Genomic DNA, 14,212 nt, shown 5'->3' with positions numbered 1-14,212 from the left:
CCGGGTCTGTCTATCGAACGGCTCTGTCCCGTAGTCGGCCGAATGTGAGACAGGGCCGTTCGATAGACAGACCCGGGATGCGAGCCGTCACACGAAAAAGGCGTTCATCCCGGGAACGTCGGACAGGAACGTCTCGATGCTGGCGACCTTGCCGTCGCGCAGTTGCATGACCGTGGCAAGGTATTCGTCCAGCACCGCGTCATCCCTGTGTGCGGTGTTGTGCAGGGAGAGAGCCACGTTGTCGCGGCTGACCAGGATGTTCAGCAGCTCGAAGCTCAGGCCGTATCCGGCGATCTTCTGGACGCGTTCGACAACGGCGTCCGCGCCGACAGCCGTACCCGAGATCGTGTTCTCGCCGGGCAGTGTCCAGGTGGCGTCGTCATGCAGCAGGGACCGGATCGCGGCCCAGTCGCCGGCAAGCAGAGCGGCATGGAACTGCTTGCCGATGGCGTAGCTGGGAGTGTTGGTGGACATGACAGCTCCTCCACTAAAGCATATATTATTGCGTTAGCGTCAGCCTATGTCGGCGCGCCCGTTAATGCAAACGCCTACGCGTTACTGTTGATGGCATGGACACACGCCCGACACGTCGACCAGGCGGTCGCAGCGCCCGCATCCGCTCCTCCGTCCACCAGGCTGCGTCGGAACTGATCTCGGAACGCGGCGCCGACCAGGTGACGATCCCCGCCGTAGCCGAACGCGCAGGCGTCAACCCGAGCACCATCTACCGACGCTGGGGCACACTGGCGGCGCTCTTGGTGGACATAGCCACACAGAACGCGGAGACGGACGCCCCCGAATCCGTCGGCGATCTGCGCCGCGACCTGGAGAACTGCGCCGTCTGGACCCTTGCAGACCTGTCACGGCCCGGCGGGATCGCCTTCTTCCGCGCCGAAGTCTCATCGGACATCGACGAGCGCCGTGCCGGGCTTCGCGAATGCCTACAGCGGGTCAGCAGCCGCTTCGAACCCATCCTCGATGCTGCGCGCGATCGCGGTGAAGCCGCCCCCACGCTGGAACAGATCCTCGATCAGATCGTTGCACCCCTGTACTTTCGCGTGGTCTTTTCGGTACCAGGTACCGACGAGGCCTACGCCCGCAGCCGCGCGGCCGAGGCCGCCGCTACTGAGACTTGAGTGATAGCCGGGGCCAACGGTGAGGCCGGCGCCGATGAACAGAGCACAGTCGAGCATGCCGCTGATGCCGGCCCCTTCGGGATCATGGACGCGGCAGCTGCGGCCCGACGCGGTGATCGCGGATTCGAAGAAGACCGGACGGCGCTCGGCCCGGCCAGGCTGCCGGGTCGATAGGGTGGCCCTTGCGGTGCCCGCCGGTGAGGAATGAACGTCAGGACTGAGCAGGTCCTGGAGTCGGCGAACAGGGCGAAGAATTCAATACTTCACATGCCACGGAAGCCGGCGCCGATGCGGGCGAGGCGAGTTCGTTGGCGGACGGCAACTCGTCGAAATCCCGGCGCAATCGTGCTCCTGGATTGGAAGACGCAGATGGTAGACGGGTTACGGAAGGCGGCATCAGCCTGGTCGAGAACCGGGCAGGTGGCCTTCCTGTCGCAAGATGAGTGCAGGTACACGACGGCTTCATAGGGTGAGCGGGCGGCCGGTCACCTCACCGGATACGTTGCACGCAAGGTCAGTGGCGGATGGCTGCTCACGATACAGGGCCGGGGAGAGTCGGCCAGAAGCTGTTCAGGAGCCGTTGAGCACAGCGCGAAGGCCTGCGTCGCCGCGCGGAGGAGAGCACCACACGCAAGTCTGGCTCGCCAACACAGAGGTCCAGCCGGGTTCAGCATCTACACCACGGCAAGCGCACACCCACCGTGCTGTTCGACAGCAGCAACGAACTCCCGACGTGCTCAATGAGCCCTTTCCAACCTGGTTGACGTTCGGGTGAGTTGGGGGTGGGCTGCCTGCGGGAAGAGGTGAAGCGCCTGGTAGATGGCTTGTCGACCAAGATCAACCTGTCCGCCCGGAGCTTCGTGTGCTTGTCTACCCATCGGGGATCGATCTGTCCAGCTCGACCCTTCGGTACCTGTCCGGTCTGCTCAGTGTCCGGCGTCGTGAGCGCGGCACTCACTGGCGACGGCTTGCACCAGACCGGCAGGCTCTCCTGGTGCTGGCGCATTTGCGCTGCGGACACACCTACGCCCCAGCTCGCGGCAGGCTTTGACGTCGGGCTTGCAACGGTCTACCGGTACGTCGCCGAGGCGGTCGAGCTCCTGGCAGCCCGCGCGCCGGACCTTGCCGCAGCGGCCCGGGCGGCGTCACGCAAGGCGTTCGTGATCCTCGACGGGACGCTCCTGCCCATCGACCGGATCGCCGCGGACCGGCCGTACCACTCGGGGAAACATAAGAAGCACGGCATGAACGTACAGGTCATCGCCGATCCCTTCGGAAACCTGCTGTGGGCCTCACCGGCCCTGCCGGACTCGGTCCACGACATCAAGGCGGCCCGCACTCACGGCGTCATCGAGGCGTTCACCCAGGCCCCCGTCCGTAGTTGAGCCGACAAGGCCTATCAGGGTGCCGGCGGCACAGTTCGCGTTCCCTACCGCGGCCGTTGGGACAAGCTCTCCGCAGGTCAGCGTGCCGTCAACGTCTCCCACGCGAAGATCCGCGCCCTCGGCGAACAAGCCATGGCCACCCTCAAGACCTGGCGGCTCCTGCGCAAGCTGCGATGCAGCACCACCCGCATCACCGCACTCGTCCAGGCCGTCCTCACCCTGCACCTCAACACCGCAAAATGAGGTTGGAAAGAGCTCAATGCCAAAGCGGGCACACTCAAATCCACGTAAACCTGGGGGGTGGCGCGCCAAGCACCTACGCGGTGACCTTCCGCATCAACGGAGTCCTCAACTCCACTGAGGTCACGGTCCCCTCCGGAGCTCAAGCACCTTCCAGGCCCTCAACAGCTGACACCCGCACCACCCTTGGTGGCATCCGCAACTCTAGGGAAAACCCTAATCAATTGGGGCCTGTTGACAGCATGCAGCCATTGCAGCGTTGACCTGCAGTGTCATATATATGACACCGGCAATGATCAGGCAGACCGGCGGCCTGAGCTCGTGCTGTCCCCTCCGTCCGCCTTGGGCGTTGGCTAGTTGCGGTTTGGCGCAAGCCGAGCCAGCCCGACGCATCCACCGATGCCGCAGTTCCTCTTCGACGCAGATCACTATCACACTTATCCCGGAGCTCCCCTATGTCCAATATGCCCGTTCCCAGACCCGGGCCGATCGCCCTCGCCGTGACAGCGGCTTTGGCGCTCGGTGTCATGCCGGCGACCGCGGTGGCGTCCTCAGACTCTGTCGGTCAAGCGCCGCCCAACGGTGCAGGACACAAGTCCTCTGCCGCTGTCGACACTCGTACCGTCACCCTGATCACCGGCGACAAGGTCACGATCGGCACCGCACCCGACGGCACCGTCATCCGGTCCTTCGAGGGCGCGGACGGGAACACCACCGGTTTCCACCGCGCCGTCATCGACGGTGCCACGTACGTCTACCCCGACGCGGCTCTGCCCTTCGTCAGCGCCGGGAAGCTCGACAAGCAGTTGTTCAACGTGACACGGCTGATCGCCGACGGTTACGACGACGCGCGCTCCTCCCGGCTGCCGCTCATCGTGAGCTACACCGACGCCGCCGCCAAGTCCCGCACCCAGCTGAAGATGGCGGGCTCGAGCGACGTGCGCCAGCTGGACAGCATCCAGGGCGCGGCTCTTGCGCAGAACCGCAAGCAGGCTCCGGCATTCTGGTCGTCGCTGACCGGCGGCGCCGGTGCGGCAGCTCGGTCGGCGAGCCCGTCGTTCGCGGGCGGGATCGCCAAGGTCTGGCTCGACGGCAAGGTGAAGGCCGACCTGGCCGACTCGACCACTCAGATCGGCGCACAGAAAGTCTGGGCAGAGGGCAATACTGGCAAGGGCGTCAAGGTCGCGGTCCTCGACACCGGTGTCGACGCCGAACACCCCGACCTCGAGGGCCAGATCGACACCAGCACCAGCTTCATCCCGGACGAGCCGGACACCCTCGACTACGTCGGCCACGGCACCCACGTCGCCTCGACGATCGCCGGCACCGGCAGCGCCTCCGACGGCAAGGAGCGGGGCGTCGCCCCCGGGGTCCGCCTGGACATCGGCAAGGTACTCAACAGCGAGGGCAGCGGCCAGGAGTCCTGGATCATCGCGGGAATGGAATGGGCCGCACGGGACCAGCAGGCCAAGATCATCAGCATGAGTCTGGGCGGCGACGGCGACCAAGCCGATCCCATGAGCCAGGCAGTCGACCGGCTCAGCCGCGAGACCGGCGCGCTGTTCGTCATCGCGGCGGGTAACGGCGGCCCGCACTCCATCGGCAGCCCCGGTGCCGCGGACGCCGCACTGACCGTTGGCGCCGTCGATTCCAAAGACCAGCTCGCCGACTTCTCCAGCACCGGCCCGCGTTCCGGCGATGGCGGGCTGAAGCCCGAGATCACCGCCCCCGGTGTCGACATCCTCGCGGCCCGCTCCCACTACAACCGGGGCTCGGGCTACTACACCACGATGAGCGGCACCTCGATGGCGACCCCGCATGTCGCCGGCGCTGCCGCGCTGCTGGCCGCCGCCCACCCGGGCTGGACCGGTCTGCAGCTCAAGGAAGCGCTGGTCAGCAGCGCCAAGGCCACTCCCGAGTACTCCCCGTACGAGGCGGGCGCCGGGCGACTGGACGCGCTGGCGGCGGTGCATACCTCGGTCTTCGCCACCGTCAGCGCCTTCTCCGGTTTCCACCCCTGGCCCCAGAAGCCGGGAGAGACCGACGTCCAGAAGGTGACCTACACCAACACCGGCGACGCCCCGGTCGGCCTGAACCTGGCGATCGACTCGGCAGCCCCGGAAGGACTGTTCACCCTCTCTGAGAACAAGGTCACCATCCCGGCTCACGGCACCGCCTCGGTCTCCCTGACCGCGGACCTGGACCGGCTGCCGCTCGACCAGTCCATCAGCGGCATGATCACCGGCACGGACGGCACCGGAACCATCCGGGCCCGCACCCTGATAGGTGCCGCCAAGGAGGGCCAGCGACAGAAGCTGACCATCACCGCCAAGGACCGGTCGGGCAAGCCGCTGGCCGGCCGGGTTATGCTCACCGCCGAGGGCCTCTTCACGACGGTCGATCTCGACGCGTCCGGCACCGGCACGGCGAGGCTGCCCGTCGCCACCTACAGCGGCTGGCTCATCACCGACGTGCAGGGCGCGGGCGGCCCGCACTCCCTGGGCATGGCACTGCTCGCCTTCAACGACGTGCGCCTGGACCAGGACCGCACGGTCACCCTCGACGGCCGCAAGACCCGTCAGATCCTGGCACGCGCCCCGAAGCAGACAACCGCCGTCGCACCGCGCCTGGACGTCCACCGGTCCCTCACCAACAGCCTGGTCGAGTCGTCCGTGCTGCCCAACGAGACCTACGACAGCATCTGGGCGCTCCCGACCGGCAAGAAGGTCACCGACGGCGAGTTCGAGTTCGGTGCCCGCTTCCGCCTGGAGCAGCCGGCTCTGACCGTGGGCACGGCAACGAAGACCTACGCCGACCCGCTGGTCAAGCGCGGAGCCAAGCCGCTACCGGCCGGCACCCGCACGCTCACCGCGGTCTACGCTGGCCAGGGCACGGCAGACGAACTCGCGCGGAAGCACGTGGGAGGCAAGGCAGTGGTGGTACGCGACGCCGACCCGGCCGCGATCAAGGTGCAGGCCGAGGCGGCGGCGGCCGCGGGCGCCCAGGTGCTCCTGGTCGTCAACGACGGCGTCGGCCGGCTGCAGCCCTGGGAAGAGTCCCCGTGGAGCCCGGAGAGTCCCGCGCCGCTGACGGTGGCGACCCTCAACGCGGACCAGGGCGCCGACCTCATCGGGGCGCTCGGGCGCGGCCCGGTCAAGCTGAAGGTCACTTCGAATCCCACCACCGACTACGTCTACGACATGGTGCACCACTGGACCGGCGCCGTTCCCGCGGACCCGACGTGGCGTGAGGAGAACAGGGACCTGGGCCGGGTGGACGTCTCGTTCCGCAACTACCGGCCGGGCAAGGCTCTGGAGTTCCGTACTGACGTCTGGCGGGGTTGGGCCGTCGGCAACCAGCTCACCGCTCCCGCCCAGGGTGAGCGGACCGACTGGGTCACCGCGGACACCGACTGGCTGGACGACGCTTTCATCGCGGGCGAGACCGGGCAGCACTCGATCGACGTCCTCCACTACCCGGCGCGGAAGACCGGCAAGGTCAGCTGGTTCGGGCCGATCCAGCGCCCCCGGATGGGGCCGATGAGCTACCAGCCGATGCGGTACCTCGACGGGGTCTACATCCCGGCGCCGGGCTGGGGTGACTCGGGCTCGGGCCACGTCGGCGAGGCCTACGCCAACTTCAAGGTCAAGGACTGGATGTCGCTCTACCAGGGCGACCAGCAGCTCAACTGGGGCAACTCCGAGTACCTGCCGGTCACCGGGCTCGCCCCCGAGCGCCTGCCCTACCGGCTGGTCGTCGACAACGACCGCGCGGAATGGACCCACCCGTACTCCACGCACACGCTGACCGAGTGGAACTTCACCTCCGCGGCCACCGGTAGCGAGTCGGCCGTGTCCCTGCCGCTGATCCAGCTCGACTACGAAGTCGACACCGACAGGACCGGCCGGGCCGACCGCCACGCCAAGCTGACGGTCACCGCCTCGCACCTGCCCGGCACGACCGCCGCCATCGGGAAGCCCTCACTCGAGGTCTCCTACGACGACGGGAAAACCTGGCACCGGGCCGACCTGGACCGCAGCGGTAACGGCTGGCGGACGAACCTGAGTGCACCGAAGCCCGCGAACTTCGCCACGCTCCGCGTCACCGCCCGGGACAACGCCGGGAACACCGTCTCGCAGACAATCGTCCGGGCCTTCGGCCTGCGCTGACACCCCGGCAGAACAACCACCGGGCGGGACCGCAACCAGCGGCCCCGCCCGGTTTATTCCATGAGACGACCGGCCACGGCCGGGAACTCGCGGTTCCACGAGTCCCCGGCCGACGCCTACTTGAAGGGGTAGGCCAGTCACCCCGAGCGCCCGGGTGCGGATCCGCACGGTGAGGTCGTAGGGAGTGCGGTCCCCCCCACCACGCATACGCTGGTACTCTTTCGCTTCTGTGTGTCATCCCGCGACGAGGTTGACACGGTCGCTGCCGGTACGCTCGCCGCAGGCGGCTCTGAGGCGGATGGCGCCGAGGACCACCGCTGCCTGTACTCGCGCGGGCCTTGATCCAAGGCCGGGTAGTTAAGTGAGCCTGACCGTGGAGCCGTACTAACGTTCGTTGCCGTGAGAAGCCTCCTGCGCGTGTGGATCGCGCTGACGCTGTTCGGTGAGGGACTCGCCCTTTTGGTCGACCGGCTCGTGCCATCCGCGCACGTATTCGCGATCATGCGTGACCGGTGGCCGCGCTCCGTGAGATGTCTTTGTGAAGACCTCTCATCCTGTAGGTCCTGGACGGCGGGTCACCGAGCGGGACGAGCAGGCCGTCACCGCATGGAAGGAGGCGACCTGGGAGCTGACGCCCCAGGGCCATCACGATCCCGCCCATGCGGGCACGCCTCCCATGGCCATCGGGCGACGCTAGCCACGGCCGCCGACGCCTTGGCCTACCGCGTGCCGGACTGAGGGCCGTTCGGCGTGCGCGAGCCCCGGCAAGCTCGGGGTGCACCGCGTCGGACAGCGTGTGGGACAGGGGGAAGGGCCCGCCACCGAGCCCGGGCGGGCCCCCTCGTCGCGTCGTGGAGCGGTCAGCGTCAGCTGTGCGCGCCGTACCACTTCCACTGAGCAATGTCGATGCCCGGCTGTCCGATGTCGGGGGTGGTGTAGACGTTCTTGCCGTTGTCCGAGGTGCGCAGGTACACAAAGTGAGTCTTCAGGCCGCCGCCACCGGGCGGGGGAACTTCGAGCCAATCAGAGGAAAGGTAGTTGCCGTCGTTCGTCCAGAACTGGTTGGGGTCGCTTCCGCAGAGGGCCATCCACACGGCGTTGGTGTTGGACCCAAGCGCCGTGGTGAGACAGTCGCCGTTGGCCCTGCTCACCAGGCGGCGCATTGTGTGCCCGTCAGCGTCGTAGGCTTCCTGGCCGTAGTAGTAGTTGCGGGTTGCGAGCGAGTCGTTGCAGGTGTCCCACCAGACGCTGTCGGTGGAGGGTGATGTGACAAGGCATGCGTCCATGTGGCCGTTCCTGAACGACCAGTAGGTCGTGGCAGACGCCGTGGACAGCGAGCCGGTCACTGCGAGCGTGAAGGCGGCGAGCGCCAGGGGCAGGGTCACTCTGAGGGTCTTCAGCAATTTCATGATCAGGAGGATGCGAGGCGGAAGAGATGGCCACGTGAACTTGATGTGGACACGCCGTGCGTTTCCTGAAGCAGCCTCAACGCTTCCCAACGTCCCGGAGGCCTCCAGCCCCGCCATCAAGTGCAGCGCGGGCACCGCCAGCCGGTAAGGCGGAGGTGCCCGGGCGCCCGATGTTCCTGATCAATCCCCGAGTCGGCCCCGCCTTGCCGGCCAGAAGATCCTGCGTCAGGTCCACTCGAGCCCGGGCGGTCCGCTCCCGCTACCCAACACCCACCTTGCATCCCCGCTCGTCCACGCGCCTCCCACCAAATGTCAGCCTCCCTGTCATCTGAACCCAGTGCTGTGACCGCGCAGGTTCGCGGTGTGGGCGTAACACCGGCTGCGGCCGATCGTTGAACTACACGAGACGCACACCCCCCTCCAGTACGGGCCCCGGCCGACAGCCGGGGCCCGTACTATTCGGGCGTTGTCTGACCACCGCTGGGGGATGCCCCGCAGTAGCGGTCGTTGAGACGTGCGGAACGCGTCGCGAGACCCCAGGCGGCACCGACCCGGCGCAGCAGCCGTACTGCCCTGACCGGCCCCCGTTCCCAGCAGGCGCCATCACTGCATGTCATATACGGTGACTTTGCGTGTCCGTCGGAGTGCTATGCACCTGGCATTTTCCAGAGGCCCGTGGCTGGCCTCCACCCCTGAAAGGAATACGCGTGAACGCTCGATTTGGCGTGCGCCGAGGCAAGGCGCTCGCGGTCATAGCCCTGGCCGCGATAGCGGCGTCGATAGTCCCGGGATCGACGGCTGCTCTCGCAGACGAAAAAAACATCTTCGCCGACAACTGGGGCGTGATCACCCGGAACACGATCGGCTCCCCCGTCGCCATACTGCGGAACGGGCCGGTCGGCTCGTTCGGTGTGACAGGGCCCGCCTCGCGGCCGCCCTACGGCACCGGCAGCCTGGGCATCGAGGTCGCGAACAACTCCACCACGCTGACTCCCCCCAGCGAGAAGGTCGACTTCGGCAACGAGCGCGACTTCTACGGCGACCCCGTACTGGGCCTGACCAAGGTCGGCTTCCACGTCTTCCAGACCAGCGAGAACATCGGCTACGGCGGCCCGACCAACATGCCCAACATCAGGTTCGAGATCGACCCGAACATGACCACCGGCGACAACTACTCCACCATGGTGTGGACCCCACCCGCGTCCCCGGTGGTGGACCGCTGGAGCCCATACCTCGACGCCACCACAAGCGGCACCTGGTTCCTCACCGGCAACGAGACCTCCTGCACCCAGGCCACCCCCTGCACCTTCGCACAGCTCAAGGCATCCTTCACGGGCAGCATCGCACCGCCGACCATCCTCACCGTCGCCGTCGGCAAGGGCCGCGACAACATGTGGACCGGCGCCATCGACGGCCTCCGCATCAACCGCAACATCTACGACTTCGAAGCCGACGGCGTCAAAACCCGCCTCCAACTCTTCGGATAAGCAGGCAGGCCGGGCTGGCGCCATCCCAGCCCACCACCTCTCCCCTGGCTATGGGTACCGAACCTGCGCAACGGACGAACACCCCGGTCCCTGCACGGGACGTAAACGGCTTGCTGACCCGTGGGACCCAGATCCGCTCGAGCTACTGACACGAGGCGGCCTGCCGGGGCGTGTGAGCGTAACGCCTGCCGCAGTTCGTCGTTGAACAGGATCCTGTAGATCACACAGCAGGGGATCCCCGGACCGACATCGGCCCGGGGATCCCCTGTCGGGTGAGGCTTGCCAGTGGGTCAGGCGTTGGCCACGCACCAGTTGGCGAACGTCTTGAACGCGGCCTGGGTCCCCGAACCGGCTTGGCCGTCGATGGCGCCGGTGTAGCCCCAGCCGTTGTCCCGTAAGAAGCGCTGCAGCGCCGAGACCGTGCCACCGCCGACGACTCCGTCGATGGCGCCGGTATACCCGTGATAGGCCTTGAGGTGGCGCTGGAAGGCCTTCCAGCTCTCCGGGCCCAGCTCGCCGTCGATGCCGCCGGTGTAGCCCCAGTTCGCCTTCAGCCATCGCTGGACGCCCTTGGCCTGCGTGGCGTTCAGGCCGAGGTTCACCACCGCGAACGGCGTCACCACGGCCGTCGTCGCCGACTGCGTCGAGGCCGAACCGGATGCCGCAAAGCTTGTGCTCGCACCCGCCAAGCTCCCGGCGGCGATCCCTGCCACGGCCGTGACACTGACCAGCGACCGTGCCAGAACGTTCTTTCGCATGCGTCTCTCCCTTAGAAGGCGGACAAAGACCCGGCACCACCACGTCGCACGACCCAGTCGGTGAATCCTGCTGGTGGCACCCCGTGCGTTTCGCGCTACTTCGCATCGCTGCCACGGGGCCCCGAGGTATGCCGGCCCGCTTCCCGGACCCGACGCAACAGCGGGAGCCCCCTTCCATCCGCTGCCGTGCACCAGAACGTTCACATGCCCGCCCTTCCCCGGCACATCAGAAGCACACAACCGCCCCAAAAGCGGCGGGTAGTTGGCCGGAACCCGGAGAGTCAACGCCACGGAGAGCAACCGCTCAACACCGGAATCGACCATGACATGCACTGCCGGCGCCACGTCACCGCACCCTCGGGTACTCAATGGTGACGGCAGCGCTCGGGACGAAACCTTTCTGTAGAGCCTGTGAAGGTGCGTAATGGATGACGCATCAGCCACCCTTACTTCCTGCGGACCGTATCCGGTCCGCTACGGATTGTGAGATTGGGAGCGGGATGAAGGACACTGTCGTGGAGCGGGAGCTGATGATGCGCCTGGTGCTGTCACCACAGGACAGGGTCCCGGTGATGACCCGGCTGATCTACCGGGTCGCTTCCCCCTGCGCCGTGCACATCGCCTTCCACATCGACTCCGAGAAACCGGTGTACTGGTTCTTCGCCCGCGACCTGCTCCTGGACGGCCTGTTCCGGCCGTCCGGCAGCGGCGACGTCCGCATCTGGCCGGCCAGAAGGGCCGGACTCGGCGTGGTAATGCTGTGGCTGTCCGCTGCGGGCGGGACCGTACTGATGGAAGCACCCACCGCCGCAGTTGCGGCCTGGCTGGGACTCACGGTGCAACTGGTCCCACCCGGCAGCGAAAGTACATTCCTCCGGCCGACCTTGCAGCAGGTCCTGGACTCCCTGCTGAAAGACACCGGCAGCAGCGACCAAAACCCAGACGAACGCCATACATGAACGGCCCCAGGACACCCCGGTTCCCGGCAACGCCGGGTCAACGAGCCGCCCGGTCGCCTCCAAGCCTCCGACCCTGCTGCGGGGCACCCAAGTGGTGCCCAAAGGAGCACCCCAAGCGCCCTCCGCAGGAGCCCGGGGCGGCTTGCCCAACGCGGGCAAGCCCACCGCTCTCCGACACGGCGTAGTGTGGCAGCCGTCACCCCAGTCCCTTCCACTGCGCAACCAGGGGCCGCCCCGGACAGAGCGGCCGTAGAAGGAGCAGCCTGCGGACCGCCCCCATGTCCGCGGCCTTTTCGGCCCCGGCCAAGGGGGTCCAGGAGAAACGCGCCCGCAGGGTCGCCCGGTCAAAGAGGCAGCCACTCACGGACGTGCAGGGCCGCCGCGGCGGACAAGGGGGCACGGGGTGCGCCCCGGCATGGCTTCCGGCCCCCCGCAGGCGCATCCTGAAAGAACGGCCCCGCTCACACAGACTGTCCCTGGTCACGGGGCCGCCAAAAAAAGATAAGTAGTGGAGTGACGGCGCGGGGCCCCTCTCCCTCCGGATAGAGAGGGCCCCGCGTCCACCGAACACGAACTCACCGCCACCCGACGCCCTGCGACTCTTTTCCATTGGCGCCGCAGCCAGTTGCAGGCCTCGCCTAGCCCGGTCAGAAGTGCGGCAGAGGCGGCGCACCCGGCGATGTACGCGGGCTGGTCGAGCGCGTTGCCCAGCAGCCACTGGGTGAGGGTGACCGCCATCCACCAGGCGATGACCGACAAGGCCGACGGCCACCAGCGCGGCTTCGCCCTCACCGCGCGGCATCCGCAGTTCGACGTGCGGCGACTGCAATCAGCACGCATCCGCCCACTGCCAGCACTCCACCGGCGAACACGCCGGCCAGAATGACCTCCGGGGTGACCCCGGCCAGGCGGGGAATCGCGTTGAGGGCAGCGGGCGCGTAGACGGCCAGGAATGCCCAGCCGCGGAGGCGGACCGGTGTCAATCGGCTGCGCAGCCGTCCCGGTACCCAGTTGGCGGCCATGGCTGTTCCTGCGGGGAGCACGGTGAGGGAGAAGACCGTCAGACCGATCCACTGCCAGGTCATCGTCGTATGGCTCCGTTGTCGGTTGGGGGGATGTCAGGGCGCTGCGCGGCTGTCGGATGAGCGATCGGGGCGGCGAGACGGTCACGCGTGCGGGCCCGCCATGCTCAAGGGCGTTCATCAGCCGGGTTGCCCGTTACTTCGACTGTAGGCGGCCCATTGACGCGTACACGCGCCTGCCCGGAGCGTCGGTGCGGCTGCCGGATCACCGGCGACCGCAGGTACGGCGAGACGACGTGTGTGCCGGCCGGAGTTCTCGGTCCAGACGAAGCGGACACCTTTCAGCCGTTGAGGCCTCTCCTGCTACCGGCCGATCTGATCGCATCGGCCCGCACGGGGCGTGCCGCTCGTACCGCATCCCAGGTCATGGGCTTGGTGAGCTCGCCGGGCGGTCCGGTGTGGTCTTGGATGTCTTCAGTGCCTTGGCGACGGCGTCGTCGATTGCTCGCTGGACGTTGTGCTTGCGTCGTTTGCGCAGCAGTACGTATCCGTACGCGGCTGCGATGACGACGGCGAGGGCGATCAGCTGCCCCCAGGGCCATGCCCACAGTGACTGGGACGCGATGGTCTGATCGGCCTGTAGCGCGGGCTGGTCGTCCGATGCGACTGGTTGCAGAATGACGTCGGTCTCGAGGCGGACGCTGGGCCAGACGCCGTTGATGGTCACGGCGCGGTCCAGCGAGTTGCCGGGCAGGATCTCCGGTAGGTCGGCAAGGGCGGCTCCTTGGCCGATCAGCCCGAAGAGCCCCTCGGCTCGGATCAGCTGATGCGCCTTCAGCCGCACGTTGCCAGTGTTCGTGACGGTGTAGGTGACGTGCAGGCTGCCGCTGCCGACGGGGTTCAGGGTGCCGTAGTGGACGGCGTGCATGTCGCTCACCGAGAGGGCGGGCTTGAGGGGTCCGGTGACGCGCAGGTAGAGACGAGAGCCCAGGCGGCGGTCAAGCCGGACGGTCTTGCCCTGGGTCTTGGTGATCAGTGAGGTCACCATGCCCCCGGAGTGGTCGCCCGGTGTCGCGTCCGCCGGAACGGTGAGCGTGAAGGGCACCACCGCGGACTGCTGGCTTTTCAGCGTGAGGGTGGTGGACTTCATGGTGATCCACGAGCCGACGTCCCTGGGCTTCTTGTCCGCGGTCAGCAGGTCGATGCCGCCGCTGGGGGTGGTGAAGGCGTCGCTGGCGTAGACCCTGAGCATGATGGTGGCACCGCTGCGGTTCACCACGGCCAGGGCGTCGGTCACTCGGGAGCCGGGCGCGAGGGTGTAGATGAACCGGCTGCGGCCCTTGCCGGCGGAGGTGTCGGCGGGGGCCGCGCCCCAGGAGATCTGATGGTCTTCCGGCGGGCGGGCGTGGGTTGCGGCCACGGCGTTCGCCGATATCGACAACACCGTGACGAGTGCCACCACCATGGCGACGAGCAAGTGGCGTGGCGAGATGCCTGTCGCGGATCTCCTGGTCATGGGTCTTCTCCGTCGTCGTGTAGCCGGTTTGCGGTGCGGGGTGGCCCGGTGGCATGTGGTGGTGTGCGGGCCCGGCACGGCCCGTTGGTCTGGGGCCGTGCCGGGGTGTGGTGGGGGTTGGGGGTCAGCTG

The 14,212-nt window shown here is 67.5% G+C and carries 9 protein-coding genes and 1 pseudogene; 5 read left to right on the top strand and 5 right to left on the bottom strand.

Annotation, left to right across the window (positions count from 1 at the left end):
- Nucleotides 1-87: 87 nt before the first annotated feature.
- Nucleotides 88-474, bottom strand: a complete 387-nt coding sequence (locus ABZ883_RS41495; RefSeq protein WP_360916975.1) for a nuclear transport factor 2 family protein — start codon at nt 472-474, stop codon at nt 88-90.
- Nucleotides 475-569: 95 nt separating this feature from the next.
- Between ABZ883_RS41495 and ABZ883_RS41490 the strand changes: the two genes are divergently transcribed.
- The 3 genes and pseudogenes from ABZ883_RS41490 to ABZ883_RS41480 all read left to right on the top strand — a co-directional run bounded on the left by ABZ883_RS41490 (nt 570) and on the right by ABZ883_RS41480 (nt 6,930).
- Nucleotides 570-1,136 (top strand): TetR/AcrR family transcriptional regulator, encoded by a 567-nt coding sequence (locus tag ABZ883_RS41490; RefSeq protein ID WP_360916972.1) that lies wholly within the window; start codon nt 570-572, stop codon nt 1,134-1,136.
- An 862-nt stretch (nt 1,137-1,998) separates the two neighbouring features.
- Nucleotides 1,999-2,764, top strand: a pseudogene (locus tag ABZ883_RS41485) (transposase family protein).
- A 461-nt stretch (nt 2,765-3,225) separates the two neighbouring features.
- Nucleotides 3,226-6,930, top strand: a complete 3,705-nt coding sequence (locus ABZ883_RS41480) for a S8 family serine peptidase (protein ID WP_360916969.1) — start codon at nt 3,226-3,228, stop codon at nt 6,928-6,930.
- 866 nt (nt 6,931-7,796) lie between these two features.
- On the opposite strand, the gene ABZ883_RS41475 is transcribed toward ABZ883_RS41480, so the two are convergent.
- Nucleotides 7,797-8,339, bottom strand: coding sequence for a hypothetical protein (locus ABZ883_RS41475; RefSeq protein WP_360916966.1), 543 nt, complete (start codon nt 8,337-8,339; stop codon nt 7,797-7,799).
- Nucleotides 8,340-9,046: 707 nt separating this feature from the next.
- Between ABZ883_RS41475 and ABZ883_RS41470 the strand changes: the two genes are divergently transcribed.
- A complete protein-coding gene (locus ABZ883_RS41470; RefSeq protein ID WP_360916963.1) occupies nt 9,047-9,826 on the top strand; it encodes a hypothetical protein in 780 nt (259 codons plus the stop codon).
- Between the two features lie 290 nt (nt 9,827-10,116).
- On the opposite strand, the gene ABZ883_RS41465 is transcribed toward ABZ883_RS41470, so the two are convergent.
- Nucleotides 10,117-10,584, bottom strand: coding sequence for a peptidoglycan-binding protein (locus ABZ883_RS41465; RefSeq protein ID WP_360916960.1), 468 nt, complete (start codon nt 10,582-10,584; stop codon nt 10,117-10,119).
- A 515-nt stretch (nt 10,585-11,099) separates the two neighbouring features.
- On the opposite strand from ABZ883_RS41465, the gene ABZ883_RS41460 reads away from it, so the two are divergent.
- Nucleotides 11,100-11,543, top strand: a complete 444-nt coding sequence (locus ABZ883_RS41460; protein WP_360916957.1) for an SsgA family sporulation/cell division regulator — start codon at nt 11,100-11,102, stop codon at nt 11,541-11,543.
- 788 nt (nt 11,544-12,331) lie between these two features.
- Here the strand turns inward: ABZ883_RS41460 and ABZ883_RS41455 are convergent.
- Nucleotides 12,332-12,628 (bottom strand): hypothetical protein, encoded by a 297-nt coding sequence (locus ABZ883_RS41455; protein ID WP_360916954.1) that lies wholly within the window; start codon nt 12,626-12,628, stop codon nt 12,332-12,334.
- 361 nt (nt 12,629-12,989) lie between these two features.
- Nucleotides 12,990-14,081 (bottom strand): DUF916 domain-containing protein, encoded by a 1,092-nt coding sequence (locus tag ABZ883_RS41450; protein WP_360916951.1) that lies wholly within the window; start codon nt 14,079-14,081, stop codon nt 12,990-12,992.
- Between the last annotated feature and the right edge of the window lie 131 nt (nt 14,082-14,212).

The sequence above is a fragment of the Streptomyces sp. NPDC046977 genome (assembly GCF_040644455.1).
Classification (GTDB): domain Bacteria; phylum Actinomycetota; class Actinomycetes; order Streptomycetales; family Streptomycetaceae; genus Actinacidiphila.
The sequence above is the reverse complement of the archived record's forward strand: the minus strand, read 5'-3'. Positions and strand labels throughout refer to the sequence as shown.

Excerpts from the sequence above, each read along its gene's own strand:
- ABZ883_RS41495 (WP_360916975.1), bottom strand. The coding sequence starts at position 474 with ATGTCCACCAACACTCCCAGCTACGCCATCGGCAAGCAGTTCCATGCC.
- ABZ883_RS41490 (WP_360916972.1), top strand. The coding sequence starts at position 570 with ATGGACACACGCCCGACACGTCGACCAGGCGGTCGCAGCGCCCGCATC.
- ABZ883_RS41480 (WP_360916969.1), top strand. The coding sequence starts at position 3,226 with ATGCCCGTTCCCAGACCCGGGCCGATCGCCCTCGCCGTGACAGCGGCT.
- ABZ883_RS41475 (WP_360916966.1), bottom strand. The coding sequence starts at position 8,339 with ATGAAATTGCTGAAGACCCTCAGAGTGACCCTGCCCCTGGCGCTCGCC.
- ABZ883_RS41465 (WP_360916960.1), bottom strand. The coding sequence starts at position 10,584 with ATGCGAAAGAACGTTCTGGCACGGTCGCTGGTCAGTGTCACGGCCGTG.
- ABZ883_RS41455 (WP_360916954.1), bottom strand. The coding sequence starts at position 12,628 with ATGACCTGGCAGTGGATCGGTCTGACGGTCTTCTCCCTCACCGTGCTC.
- ABZ883_RS41450 (WP_360916951.1), bottom strand. The coding sequence starts at position 14,081 with ATGACCAGGAGATCCGCGACAGGCATCTCGCCACGCCACTTGCTCGTC.